This is a genomic window from Streptomyces sp. NPDC090499, from assembly GCF_044769305.1.
Taxonomy (GTDB): domain Bacteria; phylum Actinomycetota; class Actinomycetes; order Streptomycetales; family Streptomycetaceae; genus Streptomyces.
In genome coordinates, this window is the sequence record NZ_JBIVXP010000001.1 from 1,136,100 (window position 1) to 1,156,456 (window position 20,357).

General features: G+C 68.4%; 18 protein-coding genes and 1 pseudogene. 15 read left to right on the forward strand and 4 right to left on the reverse strand.

What is annotated here, in order from left to right; all coding sequences use genetic code 11:
• Positions 1 to 127: 127 nt before the first annotated feature.
• Together ACIQVL_RS05265 and ACIQVL_RS05270 are read right to left on the reverse strand one after the other, a co-directional pair.
• Positions 128 to 856 carry an HAD family hydrolase gene (locus tag ACIQVL_RS05265; RefSeq protein ID WP_403474456.1) on the reverse strand — a complete coding sequence of 243 codons (729 nt, stop codon included), beginning with the start codon at positions 854 to 856 and terminating at the stop codon, positions 128 to 130.
• Entirely contained in the window at positions 853 to 2,259 is a 1,407-nt protein-coding gene (locus ACIQVL_RS05270; protein WP_403474457.1) for a helix-turn-helix domain-containing protein, read from the reverse strand. The genes ACIQVL_RS05265 and ACIQVL_RS05270 overlap by 4 nt, the downstream gene beginning before the upstream one ends.
• Positions 2,260 to 3,114: 855 nt before the next feature.
• On the opposite strand from ACIQVL_RS05270, the gene ACIQVL_RS05275 reads away from it, so the two are divergent.
• The 14 genes from ACIQVL_RS05275 (at position 3,115) to ACIQVL_RS05340 (ending at position 18,173) form a co-directional block, all read left to right on the forward strand.
• Entirely contained in the window at positions 3,115 to 3,309 is a 195-nt protein-coding gene (locus ACIQVL_RS05275) for a hypothetical protein (protein ID WP_362573765.1), read from the forward strand.
• 116 nt (positions 3,310 to 3,425) lie between these two features.
• The gene (locus ACIQVL_RS05280; RefSeq protein ID WP_403474458.1) at positions 3,426 to 4,781 is read left to right on the forward strand and encodes an ATP-binding protein; all 1,356 of its coding nucleotides are present in this window, start codon (positions 3,426 to 3,428) and stop codon (positions 4,779 to 4,781) included.
• On the forward strand, positions 4,768 to 5,244 hold the full coding sequence (locus ACIQVL_RS05285) for a roadblock/LC7 domain-containing protein (protein ID WP_403474459.1): 477 nt from the start codon (positions 4,768 to 4,770) through the stop codon (positions 5,242 to 5,244). Before ACIQVL_RS05280 ends, ACIQVL_RS05285 begins: the two co-directional genes overlap by 14 nt.
• Positions 5,241 to 5,603: a DUF742 domain-containing protein gene (locus ACIQVL_RS05290; protein WP_403474460.1), complete on the forward strand. Its 363-nt coding sequence runs from the start codon at positions 5,241 to 5,243 to the stop codon at positions 5,601 to 5,603. The genes ACIQVL_RS05285 and ACIQVL_RS05290 overlap by 4 nt, the downstream gene beginning before the upstream one ends.
• Positions 5,604 to 5,643: 40 nt before the next feature.
• Positions 5,644 to 6,186, forward strand: a complete 543-nt coding sequence (locus tag ACIQVL_RS05295) for a GTP-binding protein (protein ID WP_403474461.1) — start codon at positions 5,644 to 5,646, stop codon at positions 6,184 to 6,186.
• Positions 6,183 to 7,502: a cytochrome P450 gene (locus ACIQVL_RS05300; RefSeq protein WP_403474462.1), complete on the forward strand. Its 1,320-nt coding sequence runs from the start codon at positions 6,183 to 6,185 to the stop codon at positions 7,500 to 7,502. The genes ACIQVL_RS05295 and ACIQVL_RS05300 overlap by 4 nt, the downstream gene beginning before the upstream one ends.
• A complete protein-coding gene (locus ACIQVL_RS05305) occupies positions 7,499 to 8,764 on the forward strand; it encodes a cytochrome P450 (RefSeq protein WP_403474463.1) in 1,266 nt (421 codons plus the stop codon). Before ACIQVL_RS05300 ends, ACIQVL_RS05305 begins: the two co-directional genes overlap by 4 nt.
• Before the next feature lie 134 nt (positions 8,765 to 8,898).
• Positions 8,899 to 10,188, forward strand: coding sequence for an SAM-dependent methyltransferase (locus ACIQVL_RS05310; protein ID WP_403474464.1), 1,290 nt, complete (start codon positions 8,899 to 8,901; stop codon positions 10,186 to 10,188).
• A gap of 593 nt (positions 10,189 to 10,781) precedes the next feature.
• Positions 10,782 to 11,207 carry a hypothetical protein gene (locus ACIQVL_RS05315; RefSeq protein ID WP_403474465.1) on the forward strand — a complete coding sequence of 142 codons (426 nt, stop codon included), beginning with the start codon at positions 10,782 to 10,784 and terminating at the stop codon, positions 11,205 to 11,207.
• Positions 11,208 to 11,855: 648 nt separating this feature from the next.
• Positions 11,856 to 12,905, forward strand: coding sequence for a phosphotransferase enzyme family protein (locus tag ACIQVL_RS05320; protein WP_403474466.1), 1,050 nt, complete (start codon positions 11,856 to 11,858; stop codon positions 12,903 to 12,905).
• 351 nt (positions 12,906 to 13,256) lie between these two features.
• Positions 13,257 to 13,754, forward strand: coding sequence for an NUDIX domain-containing protein (locus ACIQVL_RS05325; protein WP_403474467.1), 498 nt, complete (start codon positions 13,257 to 13,259; stop codon positions 13,752 to 13,754).
• A 91-nt stretch (positions 13,755 to 13,845) separates the two neighbouring features.
• Positions 13,846 to 15,240: a phosphotransferase gene (locus tag ACIQVL_RS05330; protein WP_403474469.1), complete on the forward strand. Its 1,395-nt coding sequence runs from the start codon at positions 13,846 to 13,848 to the stop codon at positions 15,238 to 15,240.
• 27 nt (positions 15,241 to 15,267) lie between these two features.
• Entirely contained in the window at positions 15,268 to 17,592 is a 2,325-nt protein-coding gene (gene fxlM, locus ACIQVL_RS05335) for a methyltransferase, FxLD system (protein ID WP_403474470.1), read from the forward strand.
• Positions 17,589 to 18,173, forward strand: a complete 585-nt coding sequence (locus ACIQVL_RS05340; protein ID WP_403474472.1) for a class I SAM-dependent methyltransferase — start codon at positions 17,589 to 17,591, stop codon at positions 18,171 to 18,173. The genes fxlM and ACIQVL_RS05340 overlap by 4 nt, the downstream gene beginning before the upstream one ends.
• Positions 18,174 to 18,619: 446 nt before the next feature.
• Here ACIQVL_RS05340 and ACIQVL_RS05345 read toward each other — a convergent pair whose 3' ends face one another.
• Positions 18,620 to 19,015 (reverse strand): hypothetical protein, encoded by a 396-nt coding sequence (locus ACIQVL_RS05345; RefSeq protein ID WP_403474473.1) that lies wholly within the window; start codon positions 19,013 to 19,015, stop codon positions 18,620 to 18,622.
• 125 nt (positions 19,016 to 19,140) lie between these two features.
• On the opposite strand from ACIQVL_RS05345, the gene ACIQVL_RS05350 reads away from it, so the two are divergent.
• Positions 19,141 to 19,875: a DUF5677 domain-containing protein gene (locus ACIQVL_RS05350; RefSeq protein ID WP_403474474.1), complete on the forward strand. Its 735-nt coding sequence runs from the start codon at positions 19,141 to 19,143 to the stop codon at positions 19,873 to 19,875.
• A gap of 143 nt (positions 19,876 to 20,018) precedes the next feature.
• On the opposite strand, the pseudogene ACIQVL_RS05355 reads toward ACIQVL_RS05350, so the two are convergent.
• A pseudogene (locus ACIQVL_RS05355) lies at positions 20,019 to 20,335 on the reverse strand (pyridoxal-phosphate dependent enzyme); the annotation flags it as partial.
• Between the last annotated feature and the right edge of the window lie 22 nt (positions 20,336 to 20,357).

A 20,357-nucleotide genomic window follows, 5' to 3' on the forward strand; every position in this document is an offset into this window, starting at 1 on the left:
GGCGCATGTGCGAGGGTTCCTCGGCATCGCGCCCCCGTTCATCGTCTGCGGACGGCAGCGTAGGTGCGGGCGCTCGCCGGCGGGTATCACGCCGGTGATACCCCATCTGGTGGGCGGCGGGGTGTGCTCAGAGGCCGGAGCGGGTCAGCGTCGTGATCGCTTCCAGAAGCCGCGGAACGTCTTCGAGGCTGTCGAGTACGACGTCGGCTCCGGCCGCCGCCAGATCGTCGGCGGAGGTTTTGCCGGAGGCGACTGCGATCACAGGTGCTCCGCCTTCGAGGCCCGTGCGGACGTCTTCAAGGGAGTCGCCGATGATGACTGTGTTGGAGCGGGAGAAGCGTGTGCCGTACTTGGCCCGAGCGCGTGTCTGGGCGACGGCTACGAGACTCGGGCGGTGGTCGTTGTCGGACGAGTACCCCCCGATCTCCGTGTCCAGGAAGCCGGTGAGGTCGAACGCCTGGAGCTTCAGAAGGGCGTTGGGCTTGAGGTTTCCCGTGACGACCGTCGGTACGTATCCCGGTTGGGCCTGCACGTTCTTGAGGGCGGAGACGGCTCCGGGCAGGAGGACACCTTGTCGGCGAAGGTCATCCGTGTGCGCGGCGAGACGTCGGGGGAGGAGTTCCACCATGCGCGGCAGCAGGTGCGGCACCTCTGCCTCGGGGACGCCGTTGTCCGTCAGGAGGGAGCGGATCGCCAGGGGCATGGTGACGCCGGTACCTCGTGCCGGGAGGCGCTCCGCGGGGCGACCGACGATCTCGGCGAAGGTCTCCCGGTAGACCTGTCTGTCGATATCGCCGACGTACAACAGGGTGCGGTCGATGTCCCACAGGACGAGGGTCCTAGGTGCGGCGGTCAAGTTCGGCTCCTTGTTGCCGACATGGCGGCGTGTCGCTCCAGTACGGCCTGAGCGTACGGGCTGTGGGCGACCTGACGGAGCCCATGGATCATGTCCGCGACGTGGCTGTCGAACCGGGCCGACCGGAGCTTCGCGGCCAGGTCGAGGACCTCGTACGCCGCAGCGGCCCCGGCTTCTACGTCGCCTTGCTCGACGTGGGCGGTGGCGGCACGCGAGAGGAAGAGGCCCCGGGTCCGGTGGTCCGCCGGGTTGAGCGCCTGCCGTGCCTTGGTGAAGCTGACGGCGGCGCTGCTCGGGTCGCCGAGGTCGAGGTGGCAGCTGCCGGTCTGGCCGTGGATCTCACCCTCGTTGACCCAGTACAGCCAGTGCGGATCGTGTTCGGAGCGGCCCTGGGCGCAGAGTTCGGCCGCTCGTCCGAGTGCGGTGAGGGCGGCTTGGCGTTCGCCGAGTTTGGCGTGTCCGCGGGCCTGCCGCGTCAGGAGCATGGCTTCGAGTGCCGGTGTACCGAGGTGCCTGACCCTGTCCCGGGCACGCTGGGCCGCGGCCACGGCATGGTGCGGGGCCCCGGTGGAGTAACCGTGGATGGCTATGTAGGACAGAGCACCGGCGCCGAGCCGTACGTCCTGTGAGGCTTTCGCCGCGCGCAGGGCCGCGTACAGGTAACTGAGTGGACGGTCCCGGTCGCCGGAGTCGAAGACGAACCAGCCGGTCTGCGTCGCGGTGTCGGCGATGATCGCAGCCAGGCGGCGTCCGGTCTCCTCGTCGTACGACGTCTCCTCCAGCAGGTGCTTGAGGAACTGGAGGTGGCTGTTCCCAAGAGCGGTGAGGGTTCCGCTGCCGTCGCTAGCGTCCATGGCGCGGAGGCTGTCGGTGGTGCGTTGCAGGGCGTCCAGGAGGTCGCCGGTGAGCTGGCTCCCCTGTGCTGCCCTGGTGAGGGGTTCGGCTTCGGCGGTGTCCCAGGCGTTGACGAAGGTGGTGAGGGCGACGCCGCTCGCGGTGAGGAATCGTCGACGGTTCATCGCGTTGCCTCCTACCGCGCTGCTCAGTGCTTCCACCATACGGGCCGAGGTCCAGGGGAGGCTCGGATCGGCGTCGCCGGCGAACGGGACCTGTGGTGCTTGCTGGGCTGGGCCGTGAGCGTGTGGGAGAGGGAGGGCGACCAGGTCGGCCGGCACGCCGAGGCCTGTCAGGAACTCGATGATCTTGTCGATGTTGGTGAGCCGTCGGTTGCCCGACTCCAGCATGGACAGGAAGGACTGGCTCATCCCGGTGAGCTGGGCCATGTCCTCCTGACGAAGGCCGCTTCGGAGCCGGATGAGGCGGCTGGCCCGGCTGAAATCCCAATTGCCAAGGGCACTTCGGACTTCGGTGTCCGTCCAGACATACTCCGGGATGAACGGCATGAAATGGGCTTGCCTGGGTTGCGAGCGGGCGCAGGAAGCGCACAGGGAATCCGGGTTGTACTGGCTCAGGGAGCAGCCGCATCGATCACAACGCCGTTGTGCCTGGCGAGGCACCCTTCCCTCCCCCGAGCGAGATTTACGGTTCTCCGGACTTCATTTCGCGGAGCCGGAATCACCTTAGTGATATCACCTTCGGCATGTGCGTAATCACTGTTCAGTGAACAGTCTTGGGGGCCAGCCCGCGTTCCGGCGACAGAAGTCGCCCGGTCGAGCGGCTCAGTCGGTCCGTTCGGACGCACAGGAGTCTCCCGATGATGTTCGTTTCAGGTCGAGTTGGCGTTGCTACTGATCACTCCCAGCCGCAGGGGCCGGCGGGTCCCGTGGAGCTGTCGCACGGTTGGAACTCTCCGCCCGGCCGACCCGTACTGTCGCAGGCGCGGTCGCCGTCTCCCACGCAGTCCGAGTTGAGCTGGGGGGTTCAACTGGCGGCGTTCCCGAGGCCACGGCTGGGCGCCGTGGACGTCGTGCAGGTCGGGCTTGGGGTGGGACTCCGTGCGGTGGAGGGCGTCCGGCAGGACGGCCTTTCGGTGGGCCCGGTTTTCTGCTGTGAGTCGCACGCCAGGATGCACATCCCCGTCGAGTCGGACACCGCCTACCGGTGGCACGCTCCACAGACGCTGTGCCGCCCGGGTGTCTGGGAGTGCTCGACCGGCGAACCGCCGACACCGCAGTCGCGTTGCTCGGGGGTGTGGCTGTTTCCGCCCGGCCCGCGGAACACGAGGACCCACTCGTCCGCGCTCCTTCACTGGCTGTCCCTGACACGGTCCGCCGGGGTACGGAACGTCGAGGTCCGGCATGGCGGTTAGTGTCTCGGCCGTCGTCCTGCTGGGGTTCATCACTTTCCTGCTCGTCAAAAAGAGCGGGCTGAAGGCGGGCCACGCGGTCGTCTGCACGTTGTTCGGCTTCTACCTGGCCGACTCCTCGATCGCGCCCACCGTCACGCAGGCCGTGACGAGCCTTGCCCAGATCGTCGGGAAGATCAGTTTCTAGCCGACGGTTTCACGCCGCCGGGCTGAATCGCAGATGTGTCATTCGTCCGGCACCGCGTGGCATCGGGGGACCGATGCCTCCCCATCGCCAACCTTTCTTTCTACTTCGGGGATTTGATGACCTCGCGCGTATTGGATCCGGTCCTTTGGCTGTTGGCCCTGGCTGCTGTCGCAGCCGTGGCCGTGGCCGTGCGCTTTCGTGCCGCGTCGCTCGACGGAAAGCGTCGCGTCGCCACCCTGGAGACGTCCTTGCGGATGGAACGGCAGGCGGTCGAAGCCCGTGACGACGAGGTGCGGCACCTCGCTCAGCAGCAGGTGCCCCACCTGATCCACACCGTGCTGAGCGGCCAGCAGGCAGCGGCTCCGCCCTCGCTCCACCCGGAACTCAGCAAAGGCGAGTTCGGCCGGGCTCTGGCGGAAGTCCTGCGCACGGTGCACGAGACGACGGTCCAGTCCGCCGACCGCGCGGAGAACGTGACTCGCACGACTCTGGGCACCTTCATCCGTGCCATCCAGCCGCTCGTGAACGAGTTGCAGGGCGCGGTGGAAGCCATGGTCGAGCGTCACCACGACCCGAAAGTGCTCGCAGACGCGATCGAGATCTCCCACGGCGGCAACCAGTTGGCCCGGCGCCTTCAAGCCTTCAGCGTGCTCATCGGCTCCTGGCCCGGGCGCCAGCGCGACCCCGCACCCCTGATCGATGTCGTGCGCGGCGGCGTCTCGCGAATCCGCGACTACGACCGCATCGAGATCACCGGCGAGGCTCCCTTCGCCGTGACCAGCCGAGCGGTGGAACCCATCGTCCTGAGCCTGGCCGAGTTGCTGGACAACGCGGCCCGCCACTCCGAGCCGGGCACCAAGGTCCAGGTCTGGTACGTCTCGGCCGCCAACGGGGTGACCGTGTTCATCGACGACGCGGGCATCGGGATGACGCCCGAGAACCGCGCGAACGCGGGCCTGCTGCTTGCCGGTGGCCAGCAGATCTGGATCACCCAGATGCGCAACCCGCCTCAGCTCGGGTTCGTGACGGCCGGGCAGTACGCCGCGCGCTACGGATTCCGGGCTGGCGCCGACCAGGTATCCGCCACAGGCGGTGTGCGGGCTTGGGTGTTCATCCCGCAGGAGCTGCTGGTGCCCCTCTCAGACGTGCCCAAGGGGGACGAGCAAGCTCGGCTGCGCCCGCCTGTCACCGCCTCCGCTCCGGCGCCGCCGGCAGAGCCGGCCTCAGCTCACGACGTACCGCCGCAGTATCCGACGCGCCCCGACAGCGGCCTCCCGCAGCGCACCCGGCAAGCCCCCGGACCGCGGCATGCCGCTGCCCCTGTTCACGAGACCCAGCCCCCGAGCGACGGCGGCCGGGCCGTAGGTGCCTTCCTGCGCGGCGTCAAACGCGCCGGCACCCACGGCGGCCACCCCTCAGGCCCGGGCCCCCACCTCCCCGAAGAAGGGAACCACACCGATGACGACCGTTAAGAAGAAGCTCGACATGCTGAGCGGGCTGGGCTGGATGCTGGATGAGGAACTCCTCGCCCAGCCGGGTGTCCTGCGTGCCATGGTGCTGTCGGCCGACGGACTGCCGATCGTGTGCTCCAAGGACATCGACCGGAGCCAGGACATCCCCAGGGCCATGTCCGAGCGGGTGGCCGCAGCCGTTACCGGACTGCAGGCCGTCAGCCAGGAGTCGACCGAGTTCGCCAGCAAGCCGCGGAGCAGCGAAGACGAGCCCTTCTCCGCTGGCCCGTGGCAGCGGACTTTGATCCAGTACGAGCACGCGTACATCATCATCATCGCTGCCCGCGAAGGCACGTATCTGGCCGTGGCCATGAGCCAGAAGACGGACATCGAGGCCGTGTCGTACCAGATGGAAAAGGTCGTCGACCGCATCGGCGATCACCTCGGTCTTCCCCCGCGGCAACCGGCACCGTCCGCGTCATGACCGCGTCCCGGCGCGTCCGGGGGCCGGGCCTGGTGGGCCTGCACGTCGTGACGGGCGGGCGCTCGGAGCCGAGCCGCAACCACTTCGACTTCGTCACGACCGTGCGCATCGCCAGTCCGGGTCTGGAGCGCACGGGCCTTTCTCCGGAACAGCGCCGCGTGCTGGAGCTGTGCCAGCCCGGGGCACTGACCGTGGCCGAGATCGGGGCGTATCTCATGCTTCCCCTCAGTGTCCTGCGGGTCCTGCTCGCCGACCTGATGGAACGCGGCCACATCACCACCAACGGAAAGTTCTACGCCGTCCAGGCGGCCGACCGAGAGGTATTGGAGGCAGTCCTTGAGGGGCTCCGCAAGCTCTAACCCCGCCGAGGGGACCCATCTGCGCGGTGACGAGACCACCGTGAAGATTCTGGTCGCGGGCGCCTTCTCCGTAGGCAAGACCACCGTCATCGGCACCATGTCGGAGATCCGCCCCCTCCGGACGGAGGAGGTGATGACCGAGGCCAGTGTCCCCGTCGATGACCTCACCGGGCGCCCCGACAAGAGCGACACCACGGTCGCCCTCGACTTCGGCCGGCTCTCCCTCAGCCCTGAACTCGTGCTCTACCTCTTCGGCGCGCCCGGGCAACAACGGTTCTTCCCCATCCTGCGCCATCTCGCCCACGGCGCACTCGGGGCACTGGTCCTGGTGGACACGCGCCACCTCGCGCAGAGCTATCCCGTCATCGGCACGGTGGAGGAACTCGGGCTGGCCTACGCCATCGCGGTCAACGAGTTCCCCGACTCCCCGAAGCACACCGCCCAGGAGCTGCGGGCCGCGATGGACCTGTCCGAGCAGACCCCGCTGGTGTTCTTCGACGCACGCGACCGTCCCAGCTCCAAGAACGCCCTGATCAGCCTCGTGTCCTACCTCCTCACCCTGTTGCCGGAGCCAACGCGATGACCACGCCACCTCCCGGACCCACGCCCCACTGGCCACCTGCGGCCGGCGGCTGCCCCTACAGCCCGGCGGGATACACACCCACGCCCGTCCCGCAGCACCCGCTGCCGATCCACGGGCCCAAATTCAGCACGAACCCGCGCCTGACGTACGAGCAGCTTCGGGCGCAGGGCCCCATCGCGCCATGTGAAATCGACCACGGGGTCTACGGCTACATCACCACCACCTACCGCTCCGCCCTGTACCTGCTACGCAACACCCCGAGCATCTTCCGCAAGGACCCCCACCATTGGCAGGCCCTGCGCGAGGGACGCGTGCCCGCCGACGCCCCCGCGCTGATGATGATGCGACCGCGTAAGAACGCGCTGTGGCTCGACGGCTACGACCACGCCCGCCTGCGCAGCGCGGTCACCGACAGCCTTTCCTGGGTCGACACCCACGCCCTGACCGCCAGCGTGTCCCGCATCGCCGACGGCCTTCTCGACCGACTCATGGGCCAGGAACACCCCGACCTGGTCGCCGACTTCGCCGACCCTCTGCCGATGCAGGTACTGATCGACATGTTCGGCTGCCCGCCCGACATCGGCCAGACCATCGTCACGTCGATCGCCAAGCTCTTCGACACCACCCAGGACGCCGCCCGGGTGAATATCGAACTCGAAGAGGCGTGCCTGGCCCTGGCCCGGCTCAAACGGCACCGGCCCGGCTACGACGTGACCTCCTGGCTGGTGTCCCACCAGGCACAGCTGTCGGACGAGGAGATGATCCAGCAGATCCTCCTGCTGATCGGCGCCGGAACCACCCCGTGCACCAACCTGATCGCCAACGCCCTGCTCCTGCTCATCACCGACGACCGGTTCAGCGGTGACCTGCACACCGGCGTACGGCCCATCTCCGACGCCCTCGACCAGGTGCTATGGGACGACCCGCCGGTGTCCAGCTACTGCCCCCTCTACCTGCTCGAAGAACACACCTACGAGGGCATCCGGCTGCTTCCCGGCATCCCGATCCTGGTGTCCTTCGCCGCCGCCAACAGCGACCCCGCCCTCGCCGCCGGCTCCGACCGCCGCTCCGGCAACCGGGCCCACCTCGCCTTCAGCGCAGGCATCCGCGCCTGCCCGGCACCCGACCTAGCCCGCGTCATCACCGAGACCGCCATCGAACGCGTCATGGACCGGATCCCCGACCTCACCCTCGCCTGCCCACCCGCCCAACTTGTCCGCCGCCCAGGCACCTTCCAGAGCGGCTGGACGTATCTCCCCGTCGCTTTCCCTCGCACGACCTCCACCATCCCGAACCCCAGCAGAGGACCGCAATGACAACCCAGCTTCCCCCGCCCAGCTGCCCGTTCGCGATCGACCCGGCGGGCTCCGACCTCCACGCCGAGGCGCGCCGACTGCGCGCCCTCGGCCCGGCCGCCAGGATCGAGCTCCCCGGAGGCGTCGCCGCCTGGTCGGTCACCGACGCGGGCCTGATCGAGCGCCTCCTTCTCGACGACCGCGTCTCCAAGGACGCCCATCAGCACTGGCCCGCCTTCATCGACGGGCAGATCCCGGAGAAATGGCCCCTGCGCCTGTGGGTCCAAGTCCGCAACGCATTGACCGCCTACGGGCCCGAGCACAAGCGCCTGCGCCGCCTGATCGGCACCGGCTTCCAGATCCGCCGCGTCCGCGCGCTCGCCCCCGCCATCGAGGACATCGCCCACTCCCTCCTCGACGACCTCGAACACCACCGGGGCGCCGGCAGCCCCGTGGACCTGCGGGACCATTTCGCCTGGGTGCTGCCGCTGCGCGTCGTCAACATGCTCCTGGGCGTCCCGGACGACCTCCACGACACCTTCCGCGAGCTGATCGGCGGCGCTTTCGCCACCGACATCACCGAGGCTGAGGCCGATGCCCGCAACCTCGCTCTCTACAAGGCCCTGGACGGACTGGTCACCGTCAAGCGCGAGACGCCCGGAGACGACGTCACCTCCGACCTGATCAGGGCACACGACTCCGCCACCGGCACCAGGCTGTCCCACCAGGAACTCGTCGACAGTCTCCTGCTGCTCATAGGCGCCGGCCACGAGACCACGGTCAACCTGATCGACCACGCCGCGGTCAACCTCATGGCCCATCCCGGCCAGCTTGCCCTGGTCACGGCCGAGGAGGACGGCATCACGATGGACGACGTCGTGGACGAGACCCTGCGCCACCAGGCCCCAGTCGCCAATATCCTTCCCCGCTTCCCCACCGTCGACATCTATGACGCCGAGACCGGGGTGACCTTCGCCGAAGGCGACCTGATCGTCATCAACTACGCGGCAGCCAACCGCGATCCCCGTACCCACACCGACCCGGATCGCTTCGACGTCACCCGGCCCACGCGCAAGGACCACCAATCATTCGGCGTGGGAGCGCACTACTGCCTCGGCGCCGGCCTCGCCCGCCTCGAAGCCCGCATCGCGCTCACCTCCCTCTTCGGCCGCTACCCCCGCCTCACCCTGGCTACCGGTGCCGAGGACTTGCGTCCGCTCGCCTCGTTCATCTCCAACGGCCACCAGCAACTCCCCGTCTACATCGACGGTGCACCGGCCTAGCCCACGCCCCCTGATCACCCCACGGCACGCGCCCACCAGCAACTCCCGGCCGAATACCGTCCCCTGCGCCCGCCAGGGCGCCCGCTGCGCGACCTGATCCCTCAAACCCCTACAGGACCGTACGGAGCACTCCCATGACGATCACCACTCCCGCCGCGAGCACGAAAGGCACCGACGCGTCCACGCTGCTGATCAACGCGCGGCGGGAGCTGGACAGCATCTCCTTCCGCGTCCCGACCGCTCCCCTGGCCGTCGCCGCGACCCTCACCTCCCTGGCAGCACTCGCACTGCGCCTCGTGACAACCGATCCGCTTGCCGACGGCACCGAGGAAGAGAAGCAGACGGAACTCCGGGCGCTGATCGGCCTGGTCGAGGAACGTGCCGGTTCGAGGCCGCGTCCGGATCGAGCGTACGAACACCTACTGGTGCTGCTCAGGCAGACACAGCAGTTGCTGCGCTGGCTGGAGCAAGCACACGGCATCGAACCGCCCCGCATACAAGCCGCATCAGCCAAACGTCGCAACCGGGCGACACGCCATGTCGTCCAGCCTGCTCCGGAGAGCGGAAGCGCACCCTCCCGCCACACCGTCGGATCGACTGCCCAGATGCCGACGCTGGGCTCGGCGATCGCTCTGCGGCAGCTGACCGCCAAGCCGAGCTCGGCAAGGATCCAGAACTGCCTCCGACGCGGCAAAGACCACTACCCCGTCGACATCAAAATGACCGAGCAACTCCTCGCCGTCGCCCCGTTCCTCCGGGACGCCGTCGCCATCAACGACACGTTCGCCCGCCGTACGGTCGCCCTGCTCGCCCGCCAGATGGGCATCACGCAGTTCATCGACCTCGGATGCGGGCTCCCCACCTACCCGACGCTGTACGAGACCGCCGTCGCAGCCCTGCCCCGAGGACGCAAGATCGCCGTGGCCTACGTCGATCGCGACCCGATCGTCATAGCCCATGCCGCCACGCTGCTCACCGCGCCACGCCCACACCGCACCGCGCATGTGCATGCCGATCTCGCCCAGCCCGACAGCATCCTCACCGACCCGAACCTGCTCGACGCTCTGGACCTGTCCCGGCCGGTGGCCGTACTCGCCCACGCCGTCCTGCACGAACTGCCCCAGCACGCCGCCTACCCCGCCGTCTCCGCTCTCGCCAGCCGCCTGGCCCCGGGCAGCGCCCTCTCCATCACCCACCCCACCGCCGCACTGCACCCAGGCATGATGAAGCGGGTCGGCGACCTGTACACCGAGTCGATCAGTCCCATCACCCTGCGCAGCCCTCATGAAGTCGGCCGCTTCTTCGACGGATGGCGCCTCCTCGAACCCGGACTCGTGGAAACCGCCCACTGGCACTGTGTTCCAGGCCCCGCCTATCCCCCTGGCGCCTCAACGGCATTCGCGGCCATCGCTGTAAAGCCGTGACCTCGACTTCTTCCGCGCTGGCCAGCTGACCGATGCGCCAGCCCCACATGCCATCCGTCTCGTGCATGCCCCGCCGTCGCAGATGGGACGGGCTCCGTGTCCAGCCACCCTCTTTGGAGAACCTCCTTGATCGTCGATGACACTGCCGAACTGCGTGTCGCGTGCTGCAATGTGGACCATAACGGGCGCGGCCGGGACGGCAAGAGGGATGCGCGTCGCGAGTACCGGCGCTTCCTGGCTGCCGTCAAGCCGCACATCGTCTTCCGGCAGGAACTGACCGGCGCCTGGGAGAACGGCTGGTTCGACCTGCACGAGGAGGCGCAGGAGCTGGGCGGCCTGCTTCCGTTCATGCCGGATCCGGTGCCGAACCGCAGCCGCAATCTCCCCGGGATCATGGTCGATCCCCGGCTCTTCGAGGTCGTCTCGCACACCCATTACGACCTGCCGTGGAAGCCGTTCTGCAAGGTACGAGTACGCCTGAGGGGATGCCCCGAGCCCCTCGAACTCCTCTCCGCACACCTGTGCCACTTCGACCCGATCCTACGTGCCACGGAGGCCCGCTGGCTCACCACGGCCGTACCGTACTCATGGGCTTGGACGGCAACAGCTACCCGCACCGGACCAGCGACGAGATCGCCCGACACCTCCTGTGGGCCCAGGTCGACGACCCCGTCCACTACCAGCACCGCACCATCGTGCGGGACGGCAAGCGAGTCTCCGACACACAGCCGAGCGAGATCCTCACCGGCGGCAAGCACGTATACATCGACCTCGCCCACCACGCTGGCACGGTCCTGGGACAGCGCGAAGCCCTCACCCCGACCGCGAGTCTGACCCGCACGGACCAGGGCCCTGCCCAGCGCATCGACTGGATCCTCTCCACCCCCAACCTGGTGCCGGCAGTGCGCAGCGTCGAAGTCGCGGCCACCGAGGAGGTGTCGCAGTGGACCGACCACGGATTCGTGATCGCCCGCTTCGGTCTCGCTGACCTAAAGCGCATCCTCACCCCCGGCCACTGACCGTTCAACTGCAATGTGCAGGCGCATGCCAGGGAGGAGATCTTTCGTGACGGCTGAGACTGGACACTTCTTCGGCTGCAGCGGGCGGGTGCCCCAAGACCGGTTGTCTCACCAGTCCCATGGGTCACTTGCATATCCGCTCCCGGCGATTCGGCCATGTTCAATGTCCCGAGAGCCGTACTGGACGGCGGCCGACGGCCCGCAGCCCCCGAATTCATGGGGCGGGGATCCGACTCAAACACGCGTGTTCGAGTCGGGGTACCGAGTCGTTGTCCCGGTCATCATCAGTCATCCCCAACACGGTTCAGATGTCGCGCTGTTGGCGCCTACCGGGGACAGCCGTGCCTTCAGAAATCGCCGACGCCCCGCCGTGTCTTCGCTCACCCGACCGCTGGAGGACTCCATGAATCGCACCCTTGTACCCCGCCTCGCTCATCAGATCCCCGCACACCCCGAGGCCCTCTGGACAGTCCGTCGGAGCACCATGACCACCGGGGCTGGCCGGCAGTGCCTCGACGTACGCCCTGGATACGCGTCGCCCGACAACCCGTCCCCGCTACGCGGGCTTGTCGCCCAGTCGAAGGACAGGCCGTTCACGAAGACCCGGATGCGCGCCGCGCTCCAGCCCTCACCCTCCAGGGACCGGTCATGGACATGAGTGACGCAAACCCAGGTGCGGCGCTGGTGGCGGATGTACTGGAGGATCGATACGGGCTCGTCGTGGATGTCATCGAGCCGGTGCCCATAGGGACGGACACGATCAATCGACGGGTCCTGACCATGGACGGGCTGCGCCTGTTCGTCAAGGAGTACCGATCCACGGCAGATGTAGACGCGGCACGGGCTACCTGGGATATGTCGGAATACTGCCGTGCTGCGCAGCTTCCCATCCCTCGCGTACGGCCGGACTTGGACGGCGATCTCGTCACGATCGCTGAAGGCAGCGCCTGGGCTGTGACCGACGAAGCTCCCGGCCGGGTGGCCACCTCGGCGATGACCGTCGCTCTCGCCGAAGACATCGGCGTCGTGATGGGACGAATGCACCGGGTGCTGGCCGCCTACCCGATGCCGCAGCGGGTGCAGCAGTCCCGTTGGCGCACCATCACCGCGACCGAGGCAGCCGCGAGGTGCACCAAGGTCCTGGCCATGGCGGCTCGACATGGACACGACCAGCTTGAGCAGTTACGCAGCGACCTCGACCAGCGGCGGGAGGACCTGCAGAAGCACACCTCCCGCCTGAGGCAGCGCCTGCCTCACACGCTGGTGGAACAGGCTCTGCACGCCGATCTCACCCGCACCAACCTGATCGTCCTCGCCGAGTCCGTCACCGGTGTCATCGACTTCCGCGGCGTACGCGCCATGCCGGCCTGGGAGTTGGGACGAGCCGCCTTCGACCCGCGCACGGTCGCCCACAGCACTGAGTGGATCGCCTGCGTCCAGGCGATGGTGGCCGCCTACTGCTCGGAAAACCCCAGCCTTCCCCTACCGGAGGTACGGGCCTGCGCCCGGATCGCCCTGCTGTACTTGCTGTTCAGCTTCTACGGCGCGACCACGACGGAATACGGGCTGCCTCACGAGGCAGAGACCGATCTCAAGCAGCACTGGCACGACCGGCAGAGCACCATCCGCCTCCTGCTGAACCACCTCGACGACCTCGACGACGCGCTCTCCGCTCTCGCGCCGGGAGGCCGCTCGTGACGCACTCGCCTCGTGCCACGCCAACAGCCTGCACGCCGACGGAGAGACAACCCGTACTTCGCCCACCGGGGGATGCCTTGGACCACACCGCGAACGGCCCACGCGCGACGTCCGCAGCCGACGGACTGTACACCGTGCATCCGCCACACCGGCCGACACCGTGGGAGGGACAGCCCCGATGACGCACCGGATCGCGGAACAGGGCACCTATGACGCCCTTGCCGCCGGCGGCGGCCTCTTCTCCAAACTCCTGACCCTGCCCACCAACCGCTGACACCCCGGCGTCGCGCCGCTTCCGGGCCGGGGCGCCCCGGTTCCCGTCGCACCTCGTCTGTCCGTGTGGAGAATCCCATGACTGAGCCGCCCCCGGGCGCCCCGTTTCCCATGCTGCGCGTCCGAGCCCAAGAGACCAGGACCGTGGCCAACGTCGTCGGCGTGCACCTGTATGCGGAGCGCGATCGCCACGTCCTGCTCGGGCTGCGCCACCCCGACTCCCCGTACGCGCCGTCGCACCACCACTTCCTGGCCGGGCACTGCGAACAGGAGTCCGCCATCGCCTGCCTGATCCGCGAAGCCCAGGAAGAAGCCGGCCTCGGTATCGCGGCCGACGACGTCGAGTTCGTCCACGCTGTCCACGTCCTGGACGCGCCGGGCACCCAGCCGCGTATGCAGCTCGTCTTCCGGACCCGAGCGTGGGTGGGCGAGCCCCGCGTCATGGAACCCGACAAGTGCGTCAGCTGGGACTGGTGGCCCGTGGATGCTCTCCCGGAGCCCACAGTCGGGTACACCCGCGCCGCGATCGACGGCATCTGCCACGGCCGCCTCTACACCGAAATGGGCTGGACCTGAGGTGTCATCCCGCGCCGCATCTGAAGACGACGACAACCATGCCGCTGACCCGTCACGCGAAGGACGCACGGCGACCGGGCCGCACAGCACCGTGAAGAACACGGAGTACACGCTGGCGGTCGACGTCCACATGTTCCTGCGCCAGCAGACTCCAAGCCCGCTGGTGCTGCTGTCCCGGCGCGCGGGCCCGGTCTACGCGACGGGTATGTGGCACGCCCCGTCCGGCCGACTCGACGGTCCACACGAGGACGTGGTCGATGCGGTCATCCGCGAGACCCGTGAAGAGACCGGTGTTCTCGTTGACCGTCGGGACGTACAACCGACGGTCACCGTCCACCACCGCGCACCCGGTGGCACGGCGCGCATGGGGGTGTTCTTCGAAGCCCGGCGCTGGCGGGGCACCCCGCAGATCATGGAGCCAGACCGGTGCGACGCGATGGACTGGTTCGCCCTGGATGCGCTGCCCGAGCCGATGGTGGCTTACTGCCGAGCGGGTATCGACGCCTACCGCGCCGGGGTCACCCTCGCCGTGCACTTTCAGGAGAGCGACGACCCGATCGCCTACCAGCCGGCCAACGACCGGCTAACCCTCGCCACCAGTCTTCCGACCGACGACGCAAAAGGTCCGGAGGAGGCCGTGTGTGATTTCGTCGAGCGGGCGGTCGGCCCCATCGCCGCCTGGTCGGACCGCTCATGGCTCCGGCCGGAAAGCCGGGTGTGGCGGGTCACCGGGGCACGCGGCGGCGCCTGGTACGTCAAGCAGCACCAGAACCAACGGTTCCATCAGCGTGAGGTACACGCCCTGCGGAACTGGACCCCCGCACTCGGGGCGTGTGCCCCGCGGCTCGTCGCAGCCGACGACACGCACCGGGTGGTGGTCCTCTCCGAACTGCCGGGGCAGCCCCTGCGCGGGCAGGTCCTCACTCCCGAGGTGGAGCGCGAGGTCTACCGGCAGGTCGGCGAACTCACCGCGCTCTACCACCAGGCAGCCGCTCCCGCCCCGGCTCCGTCTCCAGGGCCCGGCAAACTCCACCGCCACCTCGACGCTGCCCGGCCTCTGCTCGCCGACGGCGACGAGGACCTCGTGCTCACCCTGGCCGCCCTGCGTGACACCCTGCCCATACAGCCGTGGGTACCGACCCTGGGCGACCTCCAGCCCCGCAACACTCTCATCACCACCACAGACGCCGCGTCTCCTGCCTCCGTGCGGGTCGGGCTGATCGACTTCGAACGCAGTGAGCTCGGCCCTGCCGCCCGCGACTTCGTCCGGCTGGCCGACGCATGGCAGGGCCGGCCGGACCTGTACGAGGCGCTGTTCACCGGCTACGGCCGCCCCCTGACCGGCATCGAGCTTCAACGCCTTTGCTGTGAAGCGGCGTTGGACGCAGCGAGCGGCATCGCCTATGGCCGCGCTCACGACGACCCCGAACTCATCGAACGCGGACTGCGCACCCTGCGCGCCCTGCGCACGCACACCTTCACCTGACCCCATCCCAGGCAAGGAGCCTTCCCCGTGGCCTTCACCACGCCCGACGAGTGGGACGCGCACTACACGAGCGGCAAGACCTTCCGGCCGCTCGGCGACGCCGAGCGCCGGCTGCTGACCGAGCACACTCCGGCCCCCGACCAGGGCCTCGCTCTGGACGTGTGCTGCGGCACGGGGGAACTCGCCCGCCACCTCGCCGTCACCGGCTACACCGTCGACGCCATCGACTTCGCCCCCGAAGCCCTCACCCGCGCCCAGACCCACACTCCCGCTCTCACGCCCCGGGCGGTGACCTACCTGCTGCACGACATCGAGCGCGACGGCACCGAGGGCCTGCCCCACCAGGCGTACGACCTGATCACCATCCGTCTGGCCTGGGCTTTCGTGGGCGACCGGACGCGCGTGATGAACCGGCTGCGGGAACGCCTGCGCCCCGGTGGCGCCCTCGTCGTCATCACCCCCGTCACCGCGAACGTCCCCGCGGACCGACGCAGCATAGCCCTGGACGAGGACGAACTCGCGGTGCTGGGCGAGGGCTGGCAGACCGCCGAACGCCACGACGCCGACGGGCTCGCCGTCCTCGTCCTGCGTGACCCTTCTCCCGTCCGTCCCGCCTGTACGGAAAAGGGGGAGCCCTCCTCCAACAGACTCATCGGCGGCGGCGCCGTTGTCACCGACCAACCGGGGCGGATCCTGCTGGGCTGGTCCGCCCGGCACGGCGTCTGGGAGCTGCCCGGCGCAGGACAGGACGCCAGCGCGGACTTCCTTCATGGCGCCGTACAGGCGGTTCAGGAGGAGACCGGCCTCACGGCGGATCCGGCGGGGGCCCGGCTGCTGGCCCTGTTGGCGGACACCGTCCACGGTGTCCTGCGCCTGACCGCCGCGGTCCGCATCACCGCCTACGAGGGTGAACCGGCGGCCAGGCAACCGGACGTGATCAGCCGCTGGGAGTGGCACGAGGTCGCCGACCTGCCGCATCTGTCACAACCGCTGTTCACGCCGAGCGCCCAGGTCATCGACACCGTCTGGCCCGGCCTGCTGGCCGGGCTGCCGCCCGTGAACCGCTACCCCGTCACCGTGCCCGAGCCGCCCGGGGCCGCCCGGCAGACCGAGCAGGCAGCCCGGCTGCGTACAGTAATGACCGACCGGCTGATCGACGCCGACTGGGTCGACGGCGGCAGCGCGATCGAGGACGCCTTCCGGTGCGTGCCCCGGCACCGCTTCCTGCCCGGCTTCCCCCTCACCGACGCCTACGACCCCTTCCCCGTGGGGGCAGTCGTCACCAAACGCGACTCCGACGGCCGTGCCACCAGCAGCGTCTCGGCGCCCTGGCTGCAGGCCGACATGCTCCGTGACGCCCGCCTGCGGCCCGGCGACACAGTGATCGAGATCGGTTCCGGCGGCTACAACGCCGCCCTCGCTCAAGAAATCGTCGGCCCCGACGGCAGCGTGACGAGCATCGACATCGACCCCTGGGTCACCGAACGTGCCCGCCGCTTCCTCGACGACACCGGCTACCACCACGTCCGCGTCCACCTCGGCAACGGCGAGCAGGCTCCGGCCGAACTCGCCGCCCCCGGCAGCGTGGACGCTGTCATCGTCACCGTCGAAGCCCGCGACATCCCGCCCGCCTGGACCGACTGCCTGACCGACGGCGGACGCCTCATCGTCCCCTTGCGCATCCACGGCTACACCTGGTCCATCCCCTTCACCCACCACGACGGGGTACTGACCGCCGACCGGTTCGAGGTGTGCGGATTCGTCCCCATGCAGGGACCCGGTTACCGCGAGGACCAAATCATCCAGCTGCGCGGCGGTGAGATCACCGTCCGGTTCGCCGACGGCACCCCGACCGACACCAGCCGCCTGGAAGCGGCCCTCGCCATGCCCCGCACCGAACGCTGGACCGGCATCACCATCCCCGGCAAGACCCCGTTCGACATGCTCATGCTGTGGCTAGCCACCCACCTCGGTACCCGGTTCGCCCGCCTCGCCGTCGACAAGGACCTCGATACCGGTCTACTCACCCGACCCGACGGCTGGGACGCCGCCACCCTCGTCCGCGACGACACCCTCGCCCACCTCCTGATGCGCAGACTGGAGAACCCCCAACCCGGCAGCAGCCTCTGGGAGTTCGGCATCCACGCCTACGGCCCCGCCGCCGACCGCCTCGCCGACACCATGGCCGACTGCGTCACCGCCTGGGACCGCACCGCCCGCCGCACCACCCCCACCCTCACCATCTACCCCGCAGACTCCCCTGCTCCCGCCGAGACGAGTGCACAGGTGATCACCAAGCCCCGCACCCGCCTCGTCTTCACCTGGCCGACCGAAAACGGAGGCACGGAATGACGGATACCGCGGAGTCTGCCAACAACAGTGCGTGGACGGCGTACGGCGCCCATCACCTCCAAAGGGGCACCCAGCCGGCGGAGATCGACCGGATCGACTGGGGCCCCGGCGGCACCGGACCTGGCAATCAGCCTCTCGGAGATCTCGCTGGCAAGCGCGTGCTCGATCTCGGCTGCGGCACCGCAGGGCATGCCGCCCACCTCGCCCGCGACCACGGGGCACAGGTGGACGCCGTCGACTCCTCCGCCCCGCAGATCGAGCGTGCCCGCGCCCACTCCCACCAGCAACCCAGGCTCACCCTGGCCGTCGCGGACGCCGTCGCACACCTTCAGACGTGCGCACCGTACGACGTGATCTACTCCGTCAACGCCGTCCCCTACCCCGACCCGCACCTCCTGCTACCCGCCTTGGCCCTCACACTCAAACCGGGGGCCGCCTCGTCTTCACTGTCCTGCACACAAACTCCCGCGGCGACGGGCCGGGCAGAACGACACGCTCACTGTTGTCGACTGTGGTCGGAATCTGCAGAAGGTTGGTTGTCCCCGATGCGGCGCGTCGATCGACACCGAGTGGTGGGCTGACCTGTTCGAAGCTCACTGCGACGACGGCTTCGCAACCCTTGCTGTGGTGGTCCCTTCTGTGGCACCGCGACCTCGCTGGATGCGCTGGAGTATGACTGGCCCTGTGGCTTTGCCCGATTCGAGATCGCCATCTGGAACCCAGAGCGCGCCTGGTTCAGCGACGAGGAACTGACCGCCATCGGGAACGCACTCGGACATCCAGTGCAGCAAGTCAGGGCCCACATCTGACGTACGTCAGCCCGCGAGGAACCCGACATCCCGAGTTCAATTTCAGTAGCGAGGCCGCCGTGTCGTAGCAGCTCGGATTCTGCCACGGTTCCGAAGACGACGGGCAGCCACGCCGCTCCCTCCGGCGGCGAGAGAAACCGCAGGTCAGCACCGATCCGACCGTTCTGCAGCAGCTCCGTCGGCACTGCACAGGGATGAGAGGCCGCACTGCCCTCCGCTCAAGCTGCGGTCTCGTAGAGCCACCGGCGAACCACGGTGTAACCGTCAGGAAGCTCATTCCCTGTCAGTTCCCTGTACCTCGCCTTGGCCTCTTCGCTGGCGTGCTGGCCAGCGGGGAGCCTCCGCAGGAAGGGGTCACGGTCAGGATCGAGGAAGGACTGACGAGATTGGTACGCCTCTTCAGAGGCTGAGGGCGGCTCCCAATCCTCGACCTCGTACCTCTCGGTGTCCCGCCCTTCGATGCGACTGGCGATCACGGCGGCCAGGATCACGCCGCCGATGGCCAGAGTTGCGCCGCCAGCGGCGCGGAACTTCGACTCGTGCTTCTTGCACCAGTTCTTCCCCTTGGCGAAACGGGTGGGCTCGCCATCCTCGGGGGGCGTGGAGTCGTTCACGCGAACATATCTACCGGACCCATCCCTCACCTGTCAGACAATCACCCGACATCGCCCGATCAAGTTCAGTAGCGTCGACCGCTATGACCTACGCATATCGGGCGGATGCCAAGACCACCAGGCGGGTGCGAGCCATCCTCCCCAAGCTGATCGCCGGGGCTAACGAGGCCATCACTGTGCAGTCCCTCCCATCCACCGAGGTATCAACCTCCCTCTTCGCCGTTCTGGCGGGGTGGTGGCGCTTCACCAACCGGACCGCGGAGGCCCTCATCGCCCTGTACGACGCGGGCTTCACAGTCGAAGCGGCACCGCTGATGCGCAACCTGGTCAATCACGCGTACGCAATCAACTGGCTGGCCGACAATGGCGAGGACGGATACAAGGCGCTGGTCGACGAGTCGTACGAGTCGCGTCGCAAGCTGCGCAACAATCTGCAGGCCCTGAACTGGCAGTTGCCCGACACTGTGGACATCGGCGAGGCCCCCGACTTCGGTCACACCACCGAGGAGGAGGAGAAGCGCCATAAGCGGCTGCGCGGCGAGCTGTCGAACTTCGAGAACATGGTCAAGGCGTACGGCACGCCGATGATGTATCCCGTGTACCGGAATCTGTCGTCGTTCTCGCACACCACCGACCTCACCGCCGCGGCGTTCGCCTCGTTCGACGACGAGCAGCGGGTGACGGTGTACGGGAACGGGCGCCACGACCGGCTCGCGGACTTCTGCTGGATGCCTGTGCCCCTGCTGCAGGCGGCGAGCGTCATGAGTCCTCTCCTGAAGGGGAACCCCATGAAGAAGCAGATCAGCCAAGCGTGCCGGGACTTGGGACTGCCCGACGACCTGGTGGCGAAGCGCCTTTGACCGTCACATGATCTCAGTGAGGATCCGGATGGTGAACCATCCGGAGAATCCGAACCAGCCGACGGCGAATATGGCTCTGCCGACCTTGCTCGTGCGCGTGCGGAACAGACGTCGGAAGTTCCCAGAGAGAGTGTCGTCCTCCCAGCCTTCACTACACGAGCCGCGTCGGAGGCCAGTGCCCCACCGCCGGAAGCGATCAGGACCGCGTCGAACGACAGGGCAGTGTCCACCAATTCCAGCCTGATGGTCGCGGTCTCGATGTCCAGGCTGTCCTCGACCAGCCGGATGCCGTCACGGCGCGCGATGGCCGCGGCCCACTCGCGCGCCGCCTCGTGATCGCCGTCCACCACTTCCACCTGGCGACCAGTGCGGGGATGCGGTCGAGCTTGGCCGTAGTCGCGAAGCGGGATGCCACGACGGTGACGTCGAGCCCGCGGCCGCGACCGAAAATTGCTCTCGCTCCCTAACTTGTGAAGTGCCCC

Bases quoted from the DNA above. Each gene is read 5' to 3' on its own strand.
- ACIQVL_RS05340 (WP_403474472.1), top strand. From the start codon at position 17,589: ATGACGGATACCGCGGAGTCTGCCAACAACAGTGCGTGGACGGCGTAC.
- ACIQVL_RS05270 (WP_403474457.1), bottom strand. From the start codon at position 2,259: ATGCCGTTCATCCCGGAGTATGTCTGGACGGACACCGAAGTCCGAAGT.
- ACIQVL_RS05290 (WP_403474460.1), top strand. From the start codon at position 5,241: ATGACCGCGTCCCGGCGCGTCCGGGGGCCGGGCCTGGTGGGCCTGCAC.
- ACIQVL_RS05280 (WP_403474458.1), top strand. From the start codon at position 3,426: ATGACCTCGCGCGTATTGGATCCGGTCCTTTGGCTGTTGGCCCTGGCT.
- ACIQVL_RS05285 (WP_403474459.1), top strand. From the start codon at position 4,768: ATGACGACCGTTAAGAAGAAGCTCGACATGCTGAGCGGGCTGGGCTGG.
- ACIQVL_RS05305 (WP_403474463.1), top strand. From the start codon at position 7,499: ATGACAACCCAGCTTCCCCCGCCCAGCTGCCCGTTCGCGATCGACCCG.
- ACIQVL_RS05300 (WP_403474462.1), top strand. From the start codon at position 6,183: ATGACCACGCCACCTCCCGGACCCACGCCCCACTGGCCACCTGCGGCC.
- ACIQVL_RS05325 (WP_403474467.1), top strand. From the start codon at position 13,257: ATGACTGAGCCGCCCCCGGGCGCCCCGTTTCCCATGCTGCGCGTCCGA.
- ACIQVL_RS05320 (WP_403474466.1), top strand. From the start codon at position 11,856: ATGGACATGAGTGACGCAAACCCAGGTGCGGCGCTGGTGGCGGATGTA.
- ACIQVL_RS05275 (WP_362573765.1), top strand. From the start codon at position 3,115: ATGGCGGTTAGTGTCTCGGCCGTCGTCCTGCTGGGGTTCATCACTTTC.
- ACIQVL_RS05310 (WP_403474464.1), top strand. From the start codon at position 8,899: ATGACGATCACCACTCCCGCCGCGAGCACGAAAGGCACCGACGCGTCC.